This window comes from Pseudarthrobacter scleromae (assembly GCF_014644515.1).
Classification (GTDB): Bacteria; Actinomycetota; Actinomycetes; order Actinomycetales; family Micrococcaceae; genus Arthrobacter; species Arthrobacter scleromae.
The window spans coordinates 168,460-190,757 of sequence record NZ_BMKV01000001.1 but is presented as its reverse complement, the minus strand read 5'-3'; the positions used below and the strand labels follow the sequence as shown (position 1 = coordinate 190,757).

The 22,298-nt window shown below is 68.1% G+C and carries 18 protein-coding genes; 12 read left to right on the top strand and 6 right to left on the bottom strand.

From position 1 onward, the window contains the following. The first annotated feature begins 4 nt into the window (after window positions 1-4). From IEX33_RS00850 to IEX33_RS00835, 4 genes are all read left to right on the top strand, one after another. The gene (locus tag IEX33_RS00850) at window positions 5-2,416 is read left to right on the top strand and encodes a M50 family metallopeptidase (protein WP_188726963.1); all 2,412 of its coding nucleotides are present in this window, start codon (window positions 5-7) and stop codon (window positions 2,414-2,416) included. 79 nt (window positions 2,417-2,495) lie between these two features. After that, window positions 2,496-5,084 (top strand): AMP-binding protein, encoded by a 2,589-nt coding sequence (locus IEX33_RS00845; protein WP_188726960.1) that lies wholly within the window; start codon window positions 2,496-2,498, stop codon window positions 5,082-5,084. Between the two features lie 146 nt (window positions 5,085-5,230). After that, window positions 5,231-5,437 (top strand): hypervirulence associated TUDOR domain-containing protein, encoded by a 207-nt coding sequence (locus tag IEX33_RS00840; protein ID WP_104184611.1) that lies wholly within the window; start codon window positions 5,231-5,233, stop codon window positions 5,435-5,437. 4 nt (window positions 5,438-5,441) lie between these two features. Next, a complete protein-coding gene (locus tag IEX33_RS00835; protein WP_188726958.1) occupies window positions 5,442-6,638 on the top strand; it encodes an NAD(P)/FAD-dependent oxidoreductase in 1,197 nt (398 codons plus the stop codon). A 164-nt stretch (window positions 6,639-6,802) separates the two neighbouring features. Here IEX33_RS00835 and IEX33_RS00830 read toward each other — a convergent pair whose 3' ends face one another. Then, window positions 6,803-7,969, bottom strand: coding sequence for an acetate kinase (locus IEX33_RS00830; protein ID WP_188726956.1), 1,167 nt, complete (start codon window positions 7,967-7,969; stop codon window positions 6,803-6,805). 135 nt (window positions 7,970-8,104) lie between these two features. Here IEX33_RS00830 and IEX33_RS00825 point away from each other — a divergent pair, with 135 nt between their 5' ends. Further along, window positions 8,105-8,440, top strand: coding sequence for a hypothetical protein (locus IEX33_RS00825; RefSeq protein WP_188726955.1), 336 nt, complete (start codon window positions 8,105-8,107; stop codon window positions 8,438-8,440). A gap of 98 nt (window positions 8,441-8,538) precedes the next feature. On the opposite strand, the gene pta is transcribed toward IEX33_RS00825, so the two are convergent. Beyond that, window positions 8,539-10,617, bottom strand: a complete 2,079-nt coding sequence (gene pta / locus IEX33_RS00820) for a phosphate acetyltransferase (protein WP_188726953.1) — start codon at window positions 10,615-10,617, stop codon at window positions 8,539-8,541. Window positions 10,618-10,992: 375 nt separating this feature from the next. Between pta and IEX33_RS00815 the strand changes: the two genes are divergently transcribed. The 5 genes from IEX33_RS00815 to IEX33_RS00795 all read left to right on the top strand — a co-directional run bounded on the left by IEX33_RS00815 (window position 10,993) and on the right by IEX33_RS00795 (window position 15,082). After that, the gene (locus tag IEX33_RS00815) at window positions 10,993-11,511 is read left to right on the top strand and encodes a hotdog fold thioesterase (protein WP_188726951.1); all 519 of its coding nucleotides are present in this window, start codon (window positions 10,993-10,995) and stop codon (window positions 11,509-11,511) included. Between the two features lie 7 nt (window positions 11,512-11,518). Then, window positions 11,519-12,886, top strand: a complete 1,368-nt coding sequence (gene paaK / locus IEX33_RS00810) for a phenylacetate--CoA ligase PaaK (RefSeq protein ID WP_188726949.1) — start codon at window positions 11,519-11,521, stop codon at window positions 12,884-12,886. Between the two features lie 67 nt (window positions 12,887-12,953). Beyond that, entirely contained in the window at window positions 12,954-13,571 is a 618-nt protein-coding gene (locus IEX33_RS00805; RefSeq protein ID WP_174177945.1) for a TetR/AcrR family transcriptional regulator, read from the top strand. 83 nt (window positions 13,572-13,654) lie between these two features. Then, entirely contained in the window at window positions 13,655-14,764 is a 1,110-nt protein-coding gene (locus IEX33_RS00800) for a S1C family serine protease (RefSeq protein ID WP_188726947.1), read from the top strand. 12 nt (window positions 14,765-14,776) lie between these two features. Further along, the gene (locus IEX33_RS00795; protein ID WP_174177942.1) at window positions 14,777-15,082 is read left to right on the top strand and encodes a hypothetical protein; all 306 of its coding nucleotides are present in this window, start codon (window positions 14,777-14,779) and stop codon (window positions 15,080-15,082) included. An 84-nt stretch (window positions 15,083-15,166) separates the two neighbouring features. Here the strand turns inward: IEX33_RS00795 and IEX33_RS00790 are convergent, their stop codons facing one another. Continuing rightward, the gene (locus IEX33_RS00790; RefSeq protein WP_229675165.1) at window positions 15,167-15,562 is read right to left on the bottom strand and encodes a VOC family protein; all 396 of its coding nucleotides are present in this window, start codon (window positions 15,560-15,562) and stop codon (window positions 15,167-15,169) included. A 284-nt stretch (window positions 15,563-15,846) separates the two neighbouring features. Next, window positions 15,847-17,958 (bottom strand): phenylacetic acid degradation bifunctional protein PaaZ, encoded by a 2,112-nt coding sequence (gene paaZ, locus IEX33_RS00785; protein WP_188726945.1) that lies wholly within the window; start codon window positions 17,956-17,958, stop codon window positions 15,847-15,849. Window positions 17,959-18,103: 145 nt separating this feature from the next. Here paaZ and IEX33_RS00780 point away from each other — a divergent pair, with 145 nt between their 5' ends. Further along, window positions 18,104-18,565: a PaaI family thioesterase gene (locus IEX33_RS00780; protein ID WP_229675164.1), complete on the top strand. Its 462-nt coding sequence runs from the start codon at window positions 18,104-18,106 to the stop codon at window positions 18,563-18,565. Between the two features lie 8 nt (window positions 18,566-18,573). Here IEX33_RS00780 and IEX33_RS00775 read toward each other — a convergent pair whose 3' ends face one another. Both IEX33_RS00775 and IEX33_RS00770 read right to left on the bottom strand, forming a co-directional pair. Next, the gene (locus IEX33_RS00775) at window positions 18,574-20,658 is read right to left on the bottom strand and encodes a S1 family peptidase (RefSeq protein WP_229675163.1); all 2,085 of its coding nucleotides are present in this window, start codon (window positions 20,656-20,658) and stop codon (window positions 18,574-18,576) included. Beyond that, a complete protein-coding gene (locus tag IEX33_RS00770; RefSeq protein ID WP_229675162.1) occupies window positions 20,655-21,374 on the bottom strand; it encodes a tyrosine-protein phosphatase in 720 nt (239 codons plus the stop codon). The genes IEX33_RS00775 and IEX33_RS00770 overlap by 4 nt, the downstream gene beginning before the upstream one ends. Window positions 21,375-21,472: 98 nt before the next feature. On the opposite strand from IEX33_RS00770, the gene IEX33_RS00765 reads away from it, so the two are divergent. After that, window positions 21,473-22,294 (top strand): SGNH/GDSL hydrolase family protein, encoded by an 822-nt coding sequence (locus IEX33_RS00765; protein ID WP_188726942.1) that lies wholly within the window; start codon window positions 21,473-21,475, stop codon window positions 22,292-22,294. The last annotated feature ends 4 nt before the right edge of the window (window positions 22,295-22,298 follow it).

Genomic DNA, 22,298 nt, shown 5'->3' with positions numbered 1-22,298 from the left:
ACAGATGACCCAAACCAGTGGCGGGCCGCGCCCCCAGGCGGGCCCGCCGCCGTCCCCTGCCCTGGAGGCTGAGCACCGCCCGCACGTCCCCCGGCTCGCCGACGGCGTCCAACTGATCGGCGAGTCCGAAGGATCAGGCTACCGGGAGCCGCCCTCCCTGGTCCGCCGCGCCGACGGGCAAACCCTCCAGCTCACACCGCTGCTCTATCTTGTGCTGGAAGCCGTGGACGGGATCCGCGGACTTCCCGAGATTGCGGAGCATGCCAGCGCCGGGTCCGGCAGGCTCATCAGCACTGACAACGTACGCACCCTGATTGATTCGCAGCTGCTGCCGCTTGGCCTGCTCCGGCGGGCCGACGGATCCCAGCCGGAAGTCAAAAAGGCGGATCCGCTGCTGGGCATGCGCTTCCGCTACACGGTGACGGATCCGGTGCGGACCGGCAAAATCACGGCCCCGTTCGCGGCCCTCTTCAACCCCCTGATCGTCGCGGCTGTTACCGTGGCCTTCCTGGCAGCGTGCTGGTGGGTGCTGATGGTGAAGGGACTGGGGTCAGCCACCCACGAAGCTTTTGAAAACCCCCTCCTGCTCCTGCTGATCTTCGCCATCACCATCCTGTCTGCAGGCTTCCACGAGTTCGGTCACGCCGCCGCAGCACGGAAGGGAGGCGCCATCCCCGGCGCGATGGGCGCGGGCCTCTACCTGGTCTGGCCGGCATTCTTCACAGATGTCACCGACTCCTACCGGTTGGGCCGCGGCGGCCGTCTCCGGACGGACCTCGGCGGCCTCTACTTCAACGCCATCGTTGCCGTCGCAATCATGGGACTCTGGTGGGCCACCGGCTTCGACGCACTGCTGCTGGTTGTGGTGACTCAGATCCTGCAAATGGTCCGGCAGTTGCTGCCCCTGGTCAGGTTCGACGGCTACCACATCCTGGCGGACGCCACCGGCGTGCCCGATCTTTTCCAGCGCATCAAACCCGTCCTGCTGGGCATGCTTCCATGGCGCTGGGGGCGGCCTGAAAATAAGGTCCTCAAACCGTGGGCGCGCGCCGTTGTGACGCTTTGGGTCCTGGTCACCGTGCCCCTGCTGCTGTTCAGCCTGGCCATGATGGTGATTTCGCTGCCACGGCTGCTGGCCACCGCATGGAGCAGCGCCGCCCGGCAGCAGGACCTGCTGGCAGAAAGCCTTTCGGCAGGAGACCCGGCCGGGGCCGCAGTGCGCTTCCTCGCCATTGTTGCCGTGGCACTGCCCATGCTGGGCATGCTGTACATCCTGCTGCGGCTGGTACGCCAGCTGCTCACCGCGCTCTGGAAGAAGACCCGTGGCAGGGCCGTGCAACGTACCGCTGCATTGACAGTGGTGGGTGCCCTCCTTGCCGGCCTCGCCTGGGCATGGTGGCCCGACGGCGCAACCTACCGGCCCGTCCAGCCCTACGAACGCGGCACCCTTGCGGATGCGACCACATCGATCCTCCCGGCCGGCGGCACCGCCCTGAAAGAAGGGCACGGCGGACGCACAGTGGCCCTCTGGCCTGCGGGCACCCCGACGCCCACGCGCGAGAATCCCCAACTGAGCATGGTGCTTGTTCCCGTTGCAGGCCCGTCCGGCACCGAACCTGCTGCATCCACATCCGCCGCGGGTGCTTCCGCCGCGCCGTCCTGGGTGTTCCCGTTCGACCGGCCTGCCGCGCCTGAGCCGGACGGCAACCAGGCCCTTGCCATCAATACCAGCGACGGCTCAGTCACCTACAGCGTGGCTTTCGCGCTGGTATGGGCTGAGGACGGCGAACCGGTGGACGCACGGAACGAGGCCTACGCCTTTGCCAGCTGTACGGGGTGCGCGGCAGTGGCGGTCGGTTTCCAGGTGGTTCTTGTTGTGGGGCAGGCGGACGTCATCGTCCCCGAGAACCTGTCAGCTGCCGCAAACTACAACTGCCTGGACTGCCTTACCTATGCGCTGGCCAGCCAGCTCGTGCTCACCCTCGACGGTCCGCTTGAAGAGGACAGCATGGCCCGACTGACAGCCCTGTGGGAAGAGATCGCCGCGTACGGCAGGAACATCCACAATGTTCCACTGTCAGACATCCAGGCCGCGCTCGCCTCCTACAAGGAACAAATCGTAGCCATCATCAGGGCCGATCCCAGTGCCTCGGCAGGTCCGGCCGCCAGCCGGCCGGCCTCGCCCAGCCCGACTTCAGCCTCCACCGCGCAGGCAGACCCGGAGCCAACTGTTCCGGCCGCTGAAGCATCTGCTCCTGCTCCGGCAGGAACCGAAGCAGCAACCGCGCCGCCGGCCCCGGCCGGCGGAGCCAGCCCGGCGCCGTCGTCCACTCCGGTTCAAACTGCACAGCCGACGGCGGGCAAAGGTCCCACTGCCCCTGCTGCGGAACCGCTCCCCACAACAGATCCGGGCTAGGCCAGCCGATTATTTCTCCACTCAATGGTCTATAACAGTGCTTTTTACTTAGGTGAGGCTTAGCTAATACCATCGTCGGATGACCACGCAGCTTGACTTCGCGCGGGTACCTTTCGCTGCCGATCTTTCGAGCTACGGAAACAGGCCTGCCATCATCACCGACGGACTGACCCTCACCTACGGCGAACTCGCCGACCGGGTGGACAGCTTCGCCCGAAGGCTCGGCACCGAGCGCCGCCTGATCGCGCTCGCCGCCTCCAACGACGTCGAATCCGTTGTCGCCTATTTGGCAGCCCTCGCCTCCGGCCACCCGCTGATCCTCCTCCCGGAGGACAAGCCCGCGGCCCTTGAGTCCCTGGTGGCCGCCTACGATCCCGATGTGGTGGTGCGCTCGGCCGACGGGCAGTGCGTCCTGGACGAACGCCGCCCGGGGACCCGGCACACCCTGCATCCGGACCTTGCCCTGCTCCTCAGCACCTCAGGGTCCACGGGCTCCCCCAAGCTGGTGAGGCTTTCCCACGCCAACCTCCAGGCCAACGCCGAATCCATCGCCAGTTACCTGCAGATCACCCAGGACGACCGCGCCGCCACCACGCTGCCCATGTCCTACTGCTATGGGCTCTCAGTGATCAACAGCCACCTGCTGCGTGGCGCAGGCCTGGTCCTCACCGGGCTGTCCGTGGTGGATCCGTGCTTCTGGGAGCTGTTCCGGCGGGAAGGGGCCACCGCCTTCGCCGCCGTTCCCTACACCTTCGAACTGCTGGAGCGCGTGGGCTTCGCGGACATGGACCTGCCCAGCCTGCGCTACGTGACCCAGGCCGGCGGCCGGCTTGCCCCGGACTCGGTACGGCACTACGCCGAACTGGGCAGGGAGAGGGGCTGGGACCTGTTCGTCATGTATGGCCAGACGGAGGCCACCGCCCGCATGGCCTACCTGCCGCCGGACCTGGCAACCGACCATCCCGGCGCGATCGGTGTTCCCGTTCCCGGCGGAGCCTTCCGGATCGAGCCCGTCCCGGGGCTTGCCGACGGCGAATTGGTGTACAGCGGCCCGAACGTGATGCTGGGCTATGCAGAGAGCCCGGGCGACCTGGCGCTGGGCCGCACGGTCACCGAACTGCGCACGGGCGACCTCGCCCGGAAGAACAGTGCCGGACTCTACGAGGTGCGCGGGCGCCGCAGCCGGTTCGTCAAGATCGTTGGGCTGCGGGTGGACCTGGGCCAGGTGGAACGCCTCCTCGCCGACCTCGGCGTGGACGCGGCCAGCGCCGGGACGGACCAGCGGCTCGTCGTCGCCGTCGAAGGGGACCACGACACCCACCTGCTCACCAAGGTCCTGGCCCAGGGGCTGGGACTGCCGCGGGCCGCCGTCGACCTCCATGCCGTGGAGGAGCTCCCCCGCCTGGGCACGGGGAAAGTGGACTATCCGGCCGTGGCGGCACTGTCCCCCCGCCCGGCCACAGCCGCTGAGCCCATGGCGGACGCTTCCGGTGCCGCAACAACGCAGGCCACCGCCGCCCAGCCGGACACGGTCAGGCGGATCTTCGAGGACACGCTGGAACTGACGGACATTTCCGACGACGACACGTTTGTTTCGCTCGGCGGCGACTCCCTCTCCTTCGTGGCCGCCTCAGTCCGGCTCGAGCAGGTTCTGGGGCATCTGCCGCCGGACTGGCACGTGACGCCGGTCCGGAACCTCAAACCGCGGCCGGACAGGAACAAGAACGGGCACCCGGATCGGCTTACGGACGGGCGCCAGGCCGAAAAGCCGGCCCGCCCGTGGACCGCCCGCCTCCTGGCCCCGATGGACACCAGCCTCGTCCTCCGCGCCGTCGGGATCTTCCTGATTGCCAGCACCCACATCGGCCTCTTCAGCTGGCAGGGCATGGCGCACGTATTGTTAGCGGCGGCGGGATTCAACTTTGCCCGTTTCCAGCTCTCCGGGGAGAGGCTGCCCCGCCTGCGGCGCCAGCTCACCAGCGTGGCACGGATCGCGGTGCCCAGCATGGTGTTCATTGCCTTCGCCTACCTGGTCACGGACCGGTACGGCCTGGTGAACATCGTGCTGCTGAACGCCGTCCTCGGCCCCGAGCAGGTGACCACGCAGTGGCACTTCTGGTTTATCGAGGTGATGGTCTACATCCTGCTGGCGATGACGGCCCTGCTCGCCCTCCCCTGGCTCCACCGGGCCGAACGCCGGTTCCCGTTCGTCTTTCCCCTGGTCCTGTTCGGCGGCGGACTACTCACCCGCTTTGAGCTGGTGGAGCCCGGCGTGCCCCATACCGTCCCTGCCTTCTGGCTGTTCGCCCTGGGGTGGGCGGTGGCCCGCTCCCGCACCCTCGCCCAGCGCTGCACCGTCACCGCGCTGACGCTCCTCACCGTCCCGGGATTCTTCGAGAACCCCTCCCGGGACCTCACCGTGATGGCCGGAATCCTCATGCTCGCCTGGCTGCCCACCCTCCCGGTGCCGCGCAGCATGAGCCGGCTGGTAGTCCTGCTGGCCAGCGCCTCCATGCACATCTACCTGGTCCATTGGCTGGCCTACCCCCTGCTGACCGGCATCAGCGTGCCCCTGGCGGTGGCCGGCTCACTGGCCGCGGGGGTGGCCTACTGGGCCCTGTGCAACAGGACGGCCGGGGCAGCAACCCGCTACCTGGCACGGCGGTGAGGTGACGACGGCGGCCGCCTCCCGCCGTCGTCACCCCACCTTCATGCGGCGGCAGTACCCGGAGAAGCTAACCGTGCTTACTATTGTGGAGCACCCGTATTCCAGCCGGAGACCGCTACGGCCCGGACCCCACCAAAGGAGCAGGCATGCCGCTACGCAAGGGAACGTCCGTCGAATGGAACACGTCGCAGGGCATGACCCACGGAAAGATCGTTGAGAAGAAGACCAGCGACTTTGAGCTGGACGGACACACGCACCGGGCCAGTGAGGACGAACCGCAGTACGTGGTGGAATCCGCCAAGACCGGCGCCCGGGCCGCGCACAAGGCTTCTGCCCTGACCGAAAAGAAGTAGCACGGTGGCCACGCAGCATGAAGTGGTGATCATCGGCGGGGGCAACGCCGGCGTTTCCCTGGCGGCCCGCCTGGAACGCTACGGGGTCAACGACGTGGCCGTCGTCGAGCCCAAGGACCACCACCTCTACCAGCCGCTGTTCTCCCACATTGCCGGCGGCCGGGCCCAGGCCCAGGAGGCCGTCCGCTCCCAGGAGTCGGTGATGCCCCAAGGCGTGACCTGGATCCGTGACGGCGCCGTCGGCGTGGACACGGACACCAACACCGTCAGCCTGGCCTCGGGCTCCTCGGTGTCCTACGGGCAGCTGGTGGTGTGCCCCGGCCTGCAGTACGACTGGGACGAGGTGCCGGGCCTTGCCGAGGCCGTGCATTCGCTGCACGGGGCGTCGCATTACGAGTTTGAGCTGGCGCCAAAGGCCTGGACCCTGCTGAGCGGGCTCACGTCCGGGACCGCCGTCTTCACCATGCCCGCCGGCCCCATCAAATGCGGCGGCGCCAGCCAGAAGCCCATGTACCTTGCCTGCGACTACTGGCGTGAACAGGGCGTGCTGGACCAGATCCGCGTAGTGATGGTCCAGCCCTATCCCACCGTTTTCGGGGTGCCCGAGATCGACCGGGAACTGGACCGCAAGATCGCGGAGTACGGCATTGAACTGCGGACCAACAGCGAACTGGTTTCCGTGGACGCGGCCGGCCGGAATGCCGTCATCCGGAACATCTCCACCGCGGCAGAGGACACCATCCACTACGACGTGCTGAACGCTGTCCCGCCGCAGTCGGCGCCGGACTGGCTCAAGGCCACGGACCTTCCGGCGGCAGGCGACGCTGGCGGGTTTGTGGAAGTGGACCGCCAGACGCTGCGGCACATCAGGTTTCCGAACGTATGGTCCCTGGGGGACGCGGCCGGAACCACCAACTCGAAATCCGGCGGCGCCCTCCGGAAGCAGACCAAGGTTCTGGCCAAGAACCTGGTGGCGGCGCGGAAGGGGAAGCCGCTTCCCGCAAAGTACAACGGGTACTCGGTGTGCCCCTTCACGGTGTCGCGGGACACGGTGGTGTTCGCCGAGTTCGACGACCGCTACCGGCCCATGCCCACCATTCCCCGGGTCCCCACGTGGAACGAGAGCAGGCTGTCCTGGGTGGTGGACCGGGACATCTTCCCGCAGGTCTACTGGAACCTGATCCTCAAGGGCCGGGCGTAGGTGAGAGAGCGTCGCGGGAAAACCGCCCTCAAGTGAGAGAGCGTCGCGGGAAAACCGCCCTCAAGTGAGAGAGCGTCCCGGGAAAACCGCCCCTAAGTGAGAGAGCGTCCCGGGAACCCCATCGAGTGCTCCAATAATGCCGTTTTGGGCGCCGAAAACGGCACTTACGGAGCAACCGATGAGGAGACGACGGCGGCCGTCGCCTCCGCGATGGCGCGCTCCTCGTCGGTGGGAACCACCAGGACGGGGATGGCGGACCCGGCCGTGGAAATGACGCGCGGATCCCTGGACCGCTCGGCGTTCAGGCCGGCGTCGAGCTCTACGCCCAGGGCGCCCAGCCGGTCCGCCACGAGCGCACGGAACTGGTGGGAGTTCTCGCCGATGCCGGCCGTGAACACGAGGGCCTTCGCCCCGCCCACGGCCACGTGGTACCCGCCGATGTACTTGGCCAGCCGGTAGGACGCGACGGCGAGCGCCGTGGCAGCCGTGGCATCGCCGGACTCGGAGGCCTCCACCACCGAGCGCATGTCATTGTTGCCGGCCAGGCCCTTCAGCCCGGATTCGCGGTTGAGCATGGTGTCCAGGTCCTCCGGGGTCCAGCCAGCCCGGCCCAAAAACACCAGGATGGACGGGTCCAGGTCGCCCGAGCGGGTCCCCATCACCAGGCCCTCGAGCGGCGTGAAGCCCATGGAGGTGTCCACGGAGTTGCCGCCGCGGATGGCCGTGACGGAGGCGCCGTTGCCCAGGTGGGCGATGACGCCGTCGAACTCTTCAACGGGCAGGTCCAGCAGCGCGGCGGCGCGGCCGGTCACGTACTCGTGCGAGGTGCCGTGGAAGCCGTAGCGGCGGATGCCGTGGTTGGTGTAGAGCTCGTCCGGGACGGCGTAGCGCCAGGCGTGCTCGGGCAGCGTGCGGTGGAACGCGGTGTCGAACACGGCAACCTGGGGCATGTCCGGCCACTTCCTGGTGATGGCCCGGATCCCCAGGACGTTGGCGGGGTTGTGCAGCGGCGCCAGCGGGTTCAGGCGCTCGATGGCGCGGGTGATCTCGTTATCGATCAGCACGGGCTCCGCGAAGCGCTCCCCGCCGTGCACCACCCGGTGGCCCACCGCGGCCAGCTCCAGGCCGCCAAGTTCCTGGTGGATGGCGGCATCCACCTGCTCCAGCGCCTCGGCGTGGTCCCGCGGGCCCTCGATTTCGCCGTCCCCGTCACCACCGTTGCCCATGCCGATCTTCTCGATCAGCCCCTCGGTCAGGACGGTCCCGGCGGCGACGTCGCGCACCTGGTACTTGAGCGAGGACGAGCCGGAGTTGATGACGAGCACGAGCATGTGGGGCCTCCTGAGCCTTGCTTCTGCGGTTCAAACCCCACTATAGGCGGGCCGGGGCACGGGTTTCTTGCGGACAGGCGAGGCGGGGGCCTAGAGTCGGCACACGAGCTGGACCACGCCCGAGAGGACACTTCCATGACGAACGAGCCGAATTCGATCGACGAGAACGACCCCACCCACACGGGATCCAGCAGCACCGCGCCCCTGCATCCGCAGGCGGATTCGGATGCCGGTTCCGGGTCCGGTTCCGGTTCCGGTTCCGGTTCCGGTTCCGGGAAGAAGGACCCCACTGTGGTGGAAGGCGCCAACCCTGCCCTGGACGACACCGGCGCCGTGAAAGCTGAGGAAACCGGCGAGGCACCCGAAGCCCCGGAGAACACCGAGGACCTGGACCTCACCCCGCAGGGACTGTCCGATGAGCCTGCCAAGCAGGAGGACCCGGCCAGCATGGCGAAGCCGGACAACAGCTGACGCAGCGTTAAGCACCTGAATACAAAGGGCGACGGCGGCACCCACGGAGGGTGCCGCCGTCGCCCTTTGTGCTGGCTTGTTTGGGCCCTGGCCCTGCCCTAGGAAGCGGGGGCCTGTGCCTGGATGGCCGTGATGGCCACGGTGTTGACGATGTCCTCCACGGTGCAGCCGCGGGAGAGGTCGTTGACCGGCTTCCGCAGCCCCTGCAGGACGGGCCCGACGGCCACGGCACCGGAGCTCTGCTGCACCGCCTTGTACGTGTTGTTGCCGGTGTTGAGGTCCGGGAAGATGAACACCGTGGCCTGCCCGGCAACGGACGAGCCCGGCATCTTGGACTCCGCGATGGAGGCGTCCACGGCGGCGTCGTACTGGATGGGCCCCTCGACGGCGAGGTCCGGGCGGCGCTGGCGGACCAGCTCGGTGGCCTGCCGCACCTCGTCCACCGCTTCACCCGAGCCGGAACCGCCGGTGGAGTAGGAGAGCATGGCCACCCGCGGTTCCACCCCGAACTGCGCCGCGGTTTCCGCCGACGCCAGTGCGATGTCCGCCAGCTGCTCTACGTTCGGGTCCGGGTTCACGGCGCAGTCGCCGTACACCAGCACCCGGTCCGGCATCAGCATCAGGAACACGGAGGACACGATCTTGACGCCCTCGCGCGTCTTCACGAACTCCAGGGCGGGCCGGATGGTGTGGGCGGTGGTGTGGGCCGCCCCGGACACCATGCCGTCCACCACGCCGAGCTGGACCATCATGGTGCCGAAGTAGCTGACGTCCTGCATGATCTCCAGCGCCTTCGCCAGGTCCACGCCCTTGTGCGCCCGCAGTTCCGCGTACTTTTCGGCGAACTTCTGGCGCAGGTCGGAGGTGGCCGGGTCAACGATGTTGATGCCGGACAGGTCGATGCCGCGGGCGGCCGCCAGTTCGCGGACCTCCGATTCGGGGCCGAGCACGGTGAGGTCGCAGACGTCACGGCGGTGCAGGATCTCGGCTGCCCGGAGGATACGCACGTCGGTCCCCTCCGGCAGCACCACATGCCGGCGCTGCGACCGGGCACGTTCGATGAGGTCATGCAGGAAGCGCAGCGGGGTCATCCGCTCCGCCCGGGGCAGGTGGAGGCGCTCCATCAGTTCGGTCTCGTCCACCCGGCGGGACCAGAGGCCCAGGGCGGAAGCGACCTTGCGGCGGTGTCCGGACCAGATCTCGCTGCGGACCTCGGAAACCCGGCGGGCCGTGGTGTAGGTGTCCTCCGTGGCGGCAAACACGGGGAACGGGGCCTGCGCCAGGAGCGGGTAGATGTTGGCGTCCGGTGCGAGACCGCCGGTGAGGATGAGCGCGGAGGCCACCGGGAACTCCGGTGAGAAGGACGCCGCCAGGCACGCCACCATCACATCGGCCCGGTCGCCGGGGACGATCACCAGGGCGCCCTCGTCCAGCACGTTCAGGAAGTTGCCCACGTTCATGGCGGCCACCTTGATGTCCTTGACGTCGCGTTCCATGTCCGGCCGCCCGGCGATCTGGCGGACGCCCAGCGCCGCGGCAACCTCGCCGGTGGTGGGCCGTGCGATCGCCTCCAGCTCGGGCAGGATGTACACGGGCCGCTTGGAGGCGCCAGGCTTCACGGCGGCGGCGATCGCGTCCAGGTCCGCCGGATCCGCCCGGTTCACCATGATGGCCAGCAGGGAGCACCTTTCAGCGGCGAGTTCCTTCCGGGCAACTTCGACGGCGGACGCAGCCTCGGCGACGGTCCGCCCCTTGGCGCCCACCACCGCCACGATGGGGGCGGCCAGGTTGTTGGCCAAGCGGGCATTGAGGTCGAATTCGACGGCGGAGTCCTGGCCCACCAGGTCCGTTCCCTCCACGATCACCACATCGCAATGCCGCGAGATCTCGGCGAAGATCTCCACGCAGCGGGCGTCGATCTCGGCCCGGTTTCCCTCGGCCAGCAGGGACCGGACTTCCTCATGGGTGAGGCCTCCCCGGCAGCGCTCGTCCTCCAGCGCGAAACGGGACTTCATCAGCGCGACCATCGGATCGGCCGTAGCGTCCGGGCCATGGACCACGGGCTTGAAGAAGCCGATCCTGTCCGCATGCCGGTGGAGGGTGTCCGCCAGACCCAGGGCCACAAGTGACTTGCCCGATCCGGGGGTGGTTGCGCTGACGTAGATGCCTTTGGCCATGGTCCGCCCTTTGCTGTGCTGGTGCCGGTTACTCCATCCTTGCACTTCGGCACGGGCTTTCGGCAGCGTGGGAGCCTGCCGGGCCTGTGGTGATGGGCACGGGATGTTGTGGCGGCGGGCACGGGGGCGGTGGGACCGCGCATCAGGCGGGCCGGCGGCGGCCGGTGCGTGCCGCCGTCGTACGTTCCAGCCCGGTTGCTTCTCCGCACCCTGACCGGCGCGCCGGGCACGACGGCGTGTCCCGGCTGCGGCGCACGATCCCGCCGGAGCAAGTGGGCAGGAACGGCCGGCCGTGGACGCCCGGCCCTTGACACCGGACCCCTCCATGGGATTACCTAATGAACATTCGGTAAATAAAGCTGGAGGCAATGACGCATGGCTGAAACCACCCTTTCCGGGCCCACACACCAGATCCTGGAGAACGACTATGCCTCCGAGTGGATGGGCATCGAAGTCCTCGCCATCAGCGACGGCCACGCAACCATCCGGATGACCCTCCGGCAGGAAATGCTCAACGGCTTCGGCATGGCCCACGGCGGAATGATCTTCGCCTTCGGGGACACCGCGTTCGCCCTCGCCTGCAACCCCGCCGTCCAGGCACCCGGCGAGGAAAACAGCATCACCGTGGCCTCCGGCGTCGACATCAATTTCCTCAAGCCGGCGTTCCGCGGCCAGGTGCTGACCGCAGTGGCGGACCGCCGCTCCAGCGCCGGACGCAGCGGCCTGTACGACATCCAGATATTCGCCACGGATGCTGCACCCTCCCCAACAGGCCAGCCCGCACAGGCCCTGCCAGGCCCAGTCCAGCCCAATTCAGTCCAGCCCAGTTCAGCCCAGCCCGGCGAGCTCATTGCCGAGTTCCGCGGACGCAGCCGCACCATCCCCAAGAAGTAGGAAAATCATGACCCTGCATGCCCCCGAAACCCCCGCCGCTGCCGCAGCAACGGCCGCAGGCACTAACGTCATCCTGGACCGCGAGGAGACCATGTCCCGCGACGAGCTCGAGGCCCTGCAACTCAGCCGCCTGCAGCACACCGTGGCCTACGCCTACGAGCGCGTGCCCCTGTACAAGCGCAAGTTCGATGACGCCGGCATCCACCCGAACGACCTCCGGGAACTCAGCGACCTGGGCAACTTCCCCTTCACCACCAAGGACGACCTCCGCGAGGAATACCCGTTCGGCATGTTCGCCGTCCCGCAGCATGAAGTAGCCCGCGTCCACGCCAGCTCGGGCACCACGGGCCGGCCCACGGTGGTCGGGTACACCAAGAAGGACCTGGCGGACTGGGCAAAGCTGGTGGCCCGCAGCTTCCGCGCCTCCGGCATCCGCCCGGGCATGAAGGTCCACAACGCCTACGGGTATGGCCTGTTCACCGGCGGCCTGGGCGCCCACGCCGGCGCCGAAGCACTCGGCTGCACCGTCATCCCCATCTCCGGCGGGCAGACCGAACGGCAGATCCAGCTGATCCAGGACTTCAAGCCGGACGCCATCCTGGCCACCCCCACGTACCTGCTCACCATCGCGGACGCCATGGCGCACATGGGCATCGACCCCGCCTCCACCTCGCTGAAGTACGCGGTGCTGGGCGCCGAGCCGTGGACCGAGGAAATGCGGCACGAACTTGAGGTCACCATGAACATCAAGGCCTGCGACATCTACGGGCTCTCCGAGGTCATGGGACCCGGTGTGGCCGGCGAGGCCGTGGAGACCCAGGACGGCAGCCACATCTGGGAGGACCACTTCCGCCCCGAAATCATCGACGCCTTCAACCCGGAGGTGGGCAAGGAAAACGTCCTGCGCGACGGCGAGCACGGCGAACTGGTGTTCACGTCCCTCACCAAGGAAGCGCTGCCCATCATCCGGTACCGCACCAAGGACCTCACCCGCCTGCTCCCCGGCACGGCCCGCCCCGCCCACCGCCGGATGGGACGCATCACCGGCCGCAGCGACGACATGATCATCCTCCGTGGCGTGAATGTGTTCCCGTCCCAGATCGAGGAAATTGCGCTCCGCATCCCCGAGCTCAGCCCGCACTTCCAGCTGGAGCTCACCCGGCCCGAGGGCCAGCGGATGGACCAGATGACGGTGAAGATCGAGCGCCGGGAAAGCGTCACCGTTGAGCAGTGCACGACGGCGGCGCGCGCCTTGAAGGAGCAGATCAAGATCCACGTGGGTTCTTCGTGCGCAGTCGACGTAGTGGAGCCGGGCTCGCTGGAGCGTTCCAACGGCAAGCTGCGGCGCATCTACGACCTGCGCCCTAAGGCGTAGTCATCCAGCGGTGGCGCAGGCTCCGGGCTGCGCCACCCGACCGACCGTTCATGAGAAACTAGCCACTATGCCCAGCAGCACTGATACAGCCAGCACAGCCAAGCGCGGCCGCCCCGGATACGACCAGCAGTCGGTGCTGCGCATCGCCGTCGACGTCTTCAACCGTCATGGCTACGACGCAACGTCCATGGGCATCCTTGCGGACAACCTGGGCATCTCCAAGTCCGCCATCTACCACCACGTGCCGTCCAAGGGCGACCTCCTGAAGCTCGCCCTGGAGCACGCCCTCGGCGGACTTGAGGCCATCCTGGAAGAGCCTGCCGCCACGTCCGGCGCGGCCGATGCCCGCCTGGAGTTCGTGCTCCGGCAGACCGTGGCCGTCCTGGTGGACCGGCTGCCGTTCGTCACGCTGCTCCTGCGGCTGCGCGGGAACACGGAGATCGAGCGGGACGCCCTGGAGCGTCGGCGCACCTTCGACCACAAGGTGGCCGCACTGATCTCCGCAGCCCGCGACGAAGGCTCGCTGCGCCAGGACATCGATCCGCGGACCGTCACCAGGCTGCTGTTCGGCATGATCAACTCGATCGTGGAATGGTACAAGCCGGGCGGCTCCCTCTCCCCCGAACGGCTCGCCGACGACGTGATCACCATGGCGTTCGACGGGCTGCACTCCACCCAGCACTGAGATAGATACTAAGGGTGCTTGGTATTTTCTCCGATCCCCGGCTACGGTGGTAGAAACCAGCCAGGACCCGGAGGAGGCCGTCCATGAATACCGTCACCCGCCGGGCGCTGCCGCGTCCGGACCGCTTCCGGACCGCCGCGGGGGCAGCACTGCTCACGGCTTCCCTGGCCCTCACCGGCTGCACCGGCTCCACGCCTCCCCCGGCCCCCAGCGGCTCCTCCAGCCTCGGGCCGACGTCCACGGCCACGCCTGACGGCACAGCGGCGCCGGCCCCCGCGCCGGCCGAGGAGGGCGATATCCCCCAGCTGGTGGAGAACCTCGCACCGTCCGTGGTCACCATTTTCACGGACGGCGGCCTGGGCAGCGGCGTGGTCTACTCCGAGGACGGCCTGATCCTGACGAACGAGCATGTGGTCCGGGGCAACACCCGCGTTGAGGTGGCCTTTGCGGACGGCCAGCGGGTGGAGGGAACCGTCAGGGCAACCGACCCCGTCACGGACCTCGCACTGGTCCAGGCCAACCGAACCGGCCTGCCCAAACCCGTCTACCAGACCAACCTCCCGCGCGTCGGCGAGGGCGCCGTGGTGCTCGGCTCCCCGCTCGGCTTCGAGAACACCGCCACCGCCGGGATCATCTCCGGGCTGCACCGGTCCATTCCCGGTTCCGCCTCCAACAGCCTCTCCCTGGTGGACCTGATCCAGACCGACGCCCCCATCAGCCCGGGCAACTCCGGCGGAGCGGTCATCAATATGCGCGGTGAAATCATCGGCATCAGCGAGGCCTACATTCCCCCGTCAGCCGGGGCCGTGGCCCTCGGGTTCGCGATCCCCGCCGCCACGGCCGTGGAGGTCGCCGAGGAACTGCTGGCGGACGGCACTGCCGAGCACGCCTATCTGGGCCTCACCCCGGGAGAATTGACCCCGCAGATCGCCGGCCAATTGGGCATCGACGCACGCACCGGCGTCGTGGTCCTGGCAGTGGACGACGACGGCCCGGCGGCACGCGCGGGCATCCGCCCGGGTGACGTCCTCGAGTCCCTGGAGGGCGTGGACCTCACCGCTCCGGAGAAGCTCCTGGCGGAACTCCGGAACCGCAACCCCGGCGATACCGTAGGCTTCAAGGTCAAGCGGCAGGACCAGAGCCTTGACCTCAAGGCGGACCTCATCGCGCGGCCCACAAGTAACACCCGATAGGAAGGTAAGAAAATGAGCCACCCCAAAGACGAAGCAGACGCCGGATACATCATTCCGGACCCCTCGAAGGTCCGTGAGGACGTTCCCGGCGACGCCGGCGATGAGGCCAACGTGATCCGCTTCAGCGAAGAGCAGGCACTGATCGAGGAACAGTCTCACGGCATCCGCCCGGACACCTACAGCGTCCCCTCCGGCGGCCCTACCATGGCTGAGGCCCGGGGCAACATGGACCTCTCGGACCAGAGCGAAAGCGGGCACGGCACCGGCCGTGAGGATGACAGCAGCGACGACAGCCTGCACGGCGGCGCAGAGTCCTAACCCCGCTTCCTGCCGGAACGGCAGCAGGGGCGCCCCGGAAACCCGGGGCGCCCCTGCTGTGTTTTGGGGGAGTTCGCTGCGCCGCTAGAGTTCGTATTCGGCCTGGACCCCGAGCTTCTCGTGGACACACAGGATGTTGTGTTCGGTGTCCATGAACCACGCGCATTTCTCCGAGTCGGTGGTGCAGATGTGGTTCTGTGTCTTCAGGTTGGGCAGATCGTAGTCCTGGAACGCGACCCCCCTGGCTTCCATGTCGCGGACCGTTTTTTCGATATCCGTGACCTCGAAGCTCAGGGCTGTGTGCTCGGAGTGCTTGCCGTCCGAGACCGGCATCAGCTGCAGCATGGGGCCGCCGTCGCTGCCGAGCAATTCGCTTCCGTCGTCTGTCATGCCGCGGTGCGGGAGTCCGAGCTTTTCGGTGTAGAACCTTCGGGCGCGCGCTGCATCATCGACTGGCAGGACGGTTGTGGCTGTGTTCATTCTTAGGTTCATGTGGCCACCTCCTACGGGCAAAATTTTACGCCTCCGCCCGCCAAAAAGAACCGGCCGCCTCCTTGCCCGGTCCAGCCTCAAACGCTCTCTCACTTGATGCAGGAAATCCCCAAACCCTCTCTCACTTGATGCTGATAAATCGCCAACGCTCTATCACCTACCAGGGGCGAGTGATAGAGCGTTGGCGACAAACCGGCATTGGGTGAGAGAGCGTCACGATGAAACCGGCGTCAAGTGAGAGAGCGTGCCAGGCGGGTGACTTGGCTGCGGGGCTACTTGGCGACGAGGGTAAGGACGTCGTAGGTGGCCACGATCTCGTCGTTCTGGTTGGTGAGCACCGCGTCCCAGGCCACTTCGCCGTACTCGTCGGTTTCGCGCGGGGTGATCTTCTTGGCGGTGAGCGTCACCCGGATGGAGTCGCCCGCCGCCACGGGGGTGATGAACCGCAGGTTCTCCAGCCCGTAGTTGGCCAGCACGGGACCCGGAGCCGGCTCCACGAACAGGCCGGCACCCCACGCCAGCAGGAGGTAGCCGTGCGCCACGATGCCCGGGAAGAACGGGTTGGCTTCCGCGGCCTCGTGGTTGGTGTGGGCGTAGAACGTGTCGCCGGTGGAGTTGGCGAACGCGGTGATGTCCTCCAGGGTGACCTGGCGCAGGTCGGAGCGGACGGCGTCGCCAATCCTCAGGGTCTCCAGCGACTTCCGGAACGGGTGGGTACCCTCCGTCTCGACGGTGAAGTTGCGGTCCGCGCCCGCGTGCCACACACCCGTGACGGCGGTGAGCATGTTCGGCGAGCCCTGGATGGCGGTGCGCTGCATGTGGTGCATGACCGACCGGATGCCGCCCAGTTCCTCACCGCCGCCGGCACGTCCGGGCCCGCCGTGGACCAGGTGCGGCACGGGCGAACCGTGGCCCGTTGACGAACGGGCGTCCTCGCGGTTGAGCATCAGTACACGGCCGTGGTGCGCGGCGATGCCGGTGACCAATTCCCGGGCCACCGCGGGATCGTTGGTGCAGACCGAGGCGACCAGGGAGCCGCCGCCGCGGGCGGCGAGGCGGACGGCGTCGGGAAGGTCCTTGTACCCGATCACCGAGGACACGGGACCGAACGCCTCCAGGGAATGGACTTCCTCCGCCTCGGGGTCCTGCCAGTTCAGCAGGACAGGCGCCATGAACGCGCCGCCGTCCACCACGCCCGTGGATCCGTCCGCGGACGTGACCGACGGCGAATCGAGCGTCCCGTAGGCCAGCTCACCGCCGTTGTCCAGCATCGTCTGGACGGCCGCCCGGACATCCTTGAGTTGCTCCACCGACGCGAGCGCGCCCATGGTGACGCCGTCCGCGCGCGGGTCGCCGAGGACAACGCGCTCGGAGATCCGCTTGCCGATGGCCGCCGAGACGGCGGCAACCAGCTCCTGCGGCACGATGGCCCGGCGGATGGCGGTGCACTTCTGCCCTGCCTTCGCCGTCATCTCCGTGACCACGGACTTCACGAACGCATCGAATTCCGGGGTGCCCTCCACGGCATCCGGCCCGAGGATGGCGGCGTTGAGGGAGTCGGTCTCGGACGTGAACCGGACCCCGCCCTGCACCACGTTGGGGTGCGACTTCAGGGAGAGGGCCGTGGATGCGGAGCCGGTGAAGGCCACCAGGTCACGGTAGTCCAGGACATCCAGCAGGCCGCGGACGGAGCCGGAAATGAGCTGCAGCGAGCCCTTGGGAAGGATGTTCGATTCGACGATGGCCTTGACCACGGCGGCAGCCACGTACCCGGTGGGGGTAGCGGGCTTGACGATGGTGGGGACGCCGGCGAGGAAGGCCGGGGCGAACTTCTCCAGCATGCCCCAGACGGGGAAGTTGAAGGCGTTGATCTGCACGGCCACGCCGGGGATGCGGGTGTAGATGTGTTCACCGGCGAAGGAACCGTCCTTGGACAGCACCTCCATGGGCCCGTCCACCACCACCTGGGAGTTGGGCAGCTCGCGGCGGCCCTTGGAGCCGAACGTGAACAGGACGCCGATGCCGCCGTCGATGTCGATCATCGAGTCCACCTTGGTGGCGCCGGTCTGGGCGGAGAAGGCGTAGAAGTGCTCGCGCCGGGCGTTGAGGTACTGCGCCAGCTCCTTGAGCTTCAGGGCGCGCTGGTGGAAGGTGAACTGGCCGAGTTCCTTCTGGCCGGTGGTGCGGCCATAGTCAACAACGGCGGCCAGGTCCAGCCCCTCGGTGCTCACCTTGGCCAGGACCTCCCCTGTGCTGGCATCCCGGACCGGCGTTGCGGAAGCTGCCGCTCCGGCGTCGGGCGTCCACCACGAATCCATGATGAAGCTGGGCACTGTCTCCACGGTGTCTACCGTGGCCTGGGGAGCTGTGGCTGTGGTGGTCATCGTTGACGGGTCCTTCCAACAAAGGGGCAGGCAAACAGGACGAGTCATTACTGACCGTCCGTTCGGTAATATATTCACCATACATGAAGTGCCATGCTGCACACTAGAAGGCCATGACGGTATTCGGCCACCAAGAGGAGAACTAATGAGCGCCCCATCACCCATGGATGCTGCCGAGAGCAAGCCTTCGGCGCACGAGCTGTGGAAGATCACCCTCGGCGAACTGGACGCGAAGATGGGCGTCAAGATTATTGAGGAGTCCGTCCAACGCGTGGTGGCCACCATGCCGGTGGAGGGGAACCGGCAGTCATTCGGGCTGCTCCACGGCGGGGCGTCGCTGGCCGTGGGCGAAGCGGTGGGTTCCTGGGCGGCCGTGATCCATGCGAGCACCCTGGGCAAGACGGCGGTGGGCGTGGATGTTTCGGCAACCCACCACCGCTCCGCGAGGGAAGGGCAGATCACCATTACGGCCACGCCCATCCACCTGGGCGGCACGCTCACCACCCACGAGGTGCTGATCACCAACGAGGCGGGGCAGCGGCTCTGCACCCTCCGCATCACCAACCTGCTGATGCGTCGCCACAAGGAGCCTGCCGGCCGCGCCTGATCGCGTCGCTATCCGGGGGTGTGCTGCCTCCGGCGGCGGACGAGTGCCGTCAACAGGGTTCCGACGGCGATCGCCCCCGCGGCAGCACCCGCTGCCGGGAGTGCGCTGGCACCCGTGTACGCCAGGCCGCCGCCGTCGCGGTGGCGCGCGTAGCCTGACGGGTCCGCGGGAGGGGCGGCGGCAGGCGAAGGTACGACGACGGCGTCCTGGCCAGCCGCAGAGGAATCCGCCGGCGCCGGGGCCGGGGCTGCCGGCACAGGTGCGGGCGCCGGGTCTGCCGGCACAGGTGCCGGGGCGGGCAACGGGCTGGCGGGGGGCTCTTCCGGCTCCGGCTGCACCGGCGGGGCCGGTTCTTCCGGGGCCGGTTCCGGGGCAGCGGCGGCGAACTCGAAGTCCGCAGCACCGGAGGCACTGAACCCGTTGACGGTCTGCGCGGTAAAGCGGAGTGTTCCCTTGCCCTCCGGCGCCGGGAAGCTCCAGGTCCCGTCGGCGTTGACGGGGACCTCGACGGTGTCCTGCTGCTGGATAGTGATCCGGACCTTCGAGCCGGCAGCCACGGCAGAGGCAGGGGCCGCAGGGACGGTGCCGCCGATGACCTGCCCCGGTTCATAGGTGGTGCCGGGCGCCGGAGAGGACACCGAAGGCGTGTTGAGGAAGAGTTCCAGCATGTAACCGGGCAGCACGGCCAGGCTGTCCGCCAGGGTGGCCCCGACTGCGAAATTCTCCACCACGTTGCCCTGCTCGTCAGGAGTGTCGCCGGCGGCATGGGTGCCCACGGCGTAGTTGCCGCTGACATACGGGCCGCCTGAATCACCGCCGCTGGACTGGACGCCGTAGGACAGGAAGCCGTTGAATGCCCGCAGGTCGTTGGGATCCGCGGCGAAGCCGGGCCCGGGAACCACAAAGATCCCCACCGCATCCACGGTGCCGCAGGACCAGGCCGAAGTCCGGCCCGAACGGCACACCGGCATTCCCGCCACGGGCTCGGCCGTCCCGATGATCTTGACGTCGGGTTCCGGCTGGGACACGTCGCCCCAGGTGCTCGCTGCCGGCACTGGGTCCAGGTCCTCACGGAGGGATTCGACCACCGCGATATCTGTTCCCACGTTGCCCGGGTCATCCGGCTGGAGCGGATCATCCACGCTCCCGGGCCGGAGGACCGGGCTGTTCCCGGGGCCGCCGAACTGGCTGAAACCGAACTTCCCGAGCAGCCCGGTCCGGTTGAACTGGAATTCCAGCTCCGCCGTTTCCGCCTCCCCGTCCGAAGCACAGTGCCCTGCCGTCAGGACGGCCGGCAGGCCGGCCGGGTCAAACGCCGAGAAGCCCGTGGAGCAGATCCAGCCTGTGTCGGCGATGTAGCCCACTCCCCCGGGAACCTCGGCCTCCGGGGCAAGCGGCGTGCCGTCGTCGAGCTCCACGTTGGCGAACCGGGCAACGAATTCCGCCGGCGATTTCCTCCCGGCGTGCCCCGCTTCGGAGCTCGTGGCCTCTGCAGCCGCGGTACCGTCCGGGGCCGCTTCCGGCGCGTTGACGCCACCGGTCCGGATGACGAACTTTCCTCCAGAGGTGACTACCGCCTGCAGTCCCTGCAGCCCCACCTCGGCCACGTACGCCTGGAACAGCTGCTCCGTGCTCAGCGCCAGCTCGGAACCAGGGTTCGGCACGGCAGGGTTCGGCGGGGCGGGCATCGCGGCGCCGGTCGGAGCCGCCTCCAGAACAAGGCCCGGGATGCCGGCGCCGAGCGCCGCCACCGAGTCCTGGAGTTCTGCACCTGTTCCAGACACCACGATCTGCCCCTCCTGGAGCCGGATGCCCGCATAACCGGGGACATCCCGGAGCTGCCCGGCGGCGGCTGCGGCCCGGGCACCGAGGTCCCCGGCGGCGGCGAACTGTTCCGGGGTGAGGCCGAGGTCCCGCTGCATGGCATCGGCCAGGGCGGCGTCCGACAGGAAGGGACTGCCCGAGCGCAGGGCGGCGCTGGCTTCCGTGCCGTCTCCCGGAGGAACCACAGCCCAGCCCGGCGCAGCCACAACAGCGGAGGATGCGAGGACGCCCGCAGCCGCGCCGAGGGAGAGGACCCGGCGGATGCTCATCGGGACACCCCGGCTCCGCATAAGGCCCGTACGGCGTCCAGCTCCGCGGCGCTGAGTCCGTTGTCCAGCAGGAACGCGCGGGTATCCAGGCTCCGCACGAACTGCACCACGGCCTCTCCGCGCGCCTCAAGCAGCGGGACCAGTTCCGCCTCGCTGAGGTAGCGTTCGCGCGCATGGGGCGGGCCGTGGGTGCGGTAGCGGTCGTTGATGCCGCGGGCCGCGCGCCGGTAGCCGTCGGCGATGTCCCGCCCGGAGTCCCCGGCAAGGTCCTGGACCATGGCCGCCACCATGCCGCTGCGGTCCCGGCCGGCCGCGCAGTGCAGCACCACGGCGCCGCGGGCCGAGGCTGCCGCGAGCTCGCGGAAGACGCCCACCAGCTTGTCCGGGAACAGCCGCGCGTTCTCCGGATAGTGGGCAGGATCGTTGAGGTAGGGGCCGGTCACCTCGGTAAAACGCGGATCGCCCGGCTCCTCGGTGGGCGCGGAAACCACCACCATCCCGGACCAGGCTGCCACCCCCACCACGGGATCGGTGTCCCGGCGCTGCGCCTCCGCCTCGTTGCGGAGATCAATCACCGTGCGGATGCCGTCGTCGTACGCCTGCCGCCAGCCCGACTCGGTGAGCCACTCGCGCCTGCCCATGCGGTAGACGCCGCCGGCCACATGCCAGGCGTTGACAGCACCGTCCCAGTCCATGGGCCTGCCCGGTTTCTTCATCCGCACAGCTAATCACACCGGCCACAGGAGGTGCACGTCACAGCCAGGTAGTACGGTGGCTCGTACTTGCCTTCTTCCACCCGTTCAAGGAGAGCCACTTGGGAAATATCACCGTACGACGCCGTCGCTCGGCTTTTGCAGCAGGCCTCGCCACCCTCGCCATGGCAGTAGGGCTGGCCACCATGCCTGCACAGGCTGCGGACAAGACCAAGTACATTGCGCTGGGAGACTCCTTCGCCGCCGGGCAGGGAGCCGGGCCGTACCTTGATGACTGCTATCGCAGTGACAACACGTATTCAGAGCTCGCCGACGGGTCCAAGGCGATCAAACTGATGGTCAACGAGGCGTGCAGCGGGAAGACAACCCAGGATGTGGTGGACTCCCAGCTTGGGCGGCTGAACAAGAGCACCGAACTGGTGACCATCACCGCCGGCGGCAACAACCTCGGCTTCGGCGCCATCATTACCTACTGCGGCGTGGCGTTGGCGGGTGCAACCCCGGGCCAAGAGTGTGCTGCTGCCACCGCGTATGCAACAGCCCAGCTCGAGAGCGGGCAGCTGTACCGCGACGTCGTCTCGATGATCGAGGGCGTGCAGGCCGCCGCGCCCAATGCCAAGGTTGTAGTCACCGGATACCCCTATCTCCTGGACCCCATCCCGGCCGGGCAGACAAGTGCCGCCGCGCTGTTCGTCTACCAGGCCACCCAGTTGGCCGACGCCCTGAACGGCGCCATCTCCGAGGCCGCGGGAGACGCCGGCGCCACCTACGTTGACGTGCGGTCCGCTTTCCTTGGCCATGGAGCTTCGTCCCCGGACCCGTGGATCAACCTTGGCGGCGCGGGCAGCCCCGACAGCTTCCACCCGAATGCCGAGGGCTACGAGGCGTATTACGCCGCCCTGGACGCTGCCGGCGCCTACTAAGCGG

Excerpts from the sequence above, each read along its gene's own strand:
- IEX33_RS00775 (WP_229675163.1), bottom strand. The coding sequence starts at position 20,658 with ATGAGCATCCGCCGGGTCCTCTCCCTCGGCGCGGCTGCGGGCGTCCTC.
- paaK (WP_188726949.1), top strand. The coding sequence starts at position 11,519 with ATGACCCTGCATGCCCCCGAAACCCCCGCCGCTGCCGCAGCAACGGCC.
- IEX33_RS00840 (WP_104184611.1), top strand. The coding sequence starts at position 5,231 with ATGCCGCTACGCAAGGGAACGTCCGTCGAATGGAACACGTCGCAGGGC.
- pta (WP_188726953.1), bottom strand. The coding sequence starts at position 10,617 with ATGGCCAAAGGCATCTACGTCAGCGCAACCACCCCCGGATCGGGCAAG.
- IEX33_RS00850 (WP_188726963.1), top strand. The coding sequence starts at position 5 with ATGACCCAAACCAGTGGCGGGCCGCGCCCCCAGGCGGGCCCGCCGCCG.
- IEX33_RS00795 (WP_174177942.1), top strand. The coding sequence starts at position 14,777 with ATGAGCCACCCCAAAGACGAAGCAGACGCCGGATACATCATTCCGGAC.
- paaZ (WP_188726945.1), bottom strand. The coding sequence starts at position 17,958 with ATGACCACCACAGCCACAGCTCCCCAGGCCACGGTAGACACCGTGGAG.
- IEX33_RS00790 (WP_229675165.1), bottom strand. The coding sequence starts at position 15,562 with ATGAACACAGCCACAACCGTCCTGCCAGTCGATGATGCAGCGCGCGCC.
- IEX33_RS00830 (WP_188726956.1), bottom strand. The coding sequence starts at position 7,969 with ATGCTCGTGCTCGTCATCAACTCCGGCTCGTCCTCGCTCAAGTACCAG.
- IEX33_RS00815 (WP_188726951.1), top strand. The coding sequence starts at position 10,993 with ATGGCTGAAACCACCCTTTCCGGGCCCACACACCAGATCCTGGAGAAC.
- IEX33_RS00770 (WP_229675162.1), bottom strand. The coding sequence starts at position 21,374 with ATGAAGAAACCGGGCAGGCCCATGGACTGGGACGGTGCTGTCAACGCC.
- IEX33_RS00780 (WP_229675164.1), top strand. The coding sequence starts at position 18,104 with ATGAGCGCCCCATCACCCATGGATGCTGCCGAGAGCAAGCCTTCGGCG.
- IEX33_RS00805 (WP_174177945.1), top strand. The coding sequence starts at position 12,954 with ATGCCCAGCAGCACTGATACAGCCAGCACAGCCAAGCGCGGCCGCCCC.
- IEX33_RS00845 (WP_188726960.1), top strand. The coding sequence starts at position 2,496 with ATGACCACGCAGCTTGACTTCGCGCGGGTACCTTTCGCTGCCGATCTT.
- IEX33_RS00800 (WP_188726947.1), top strand. The coding sequence starts at position 13,655 with ATGAATACCGTCACCCGCCGGGCGCTGCCGCGTCCGGACCGCTTCCGG.
- IEX33_RS00825 (WP_188726955.1), top strand. The coding sequence starts at position 8,105 with ATGACGAACGAGCCGAATTCGATCGACGAGAACGACCCCACCCACACG.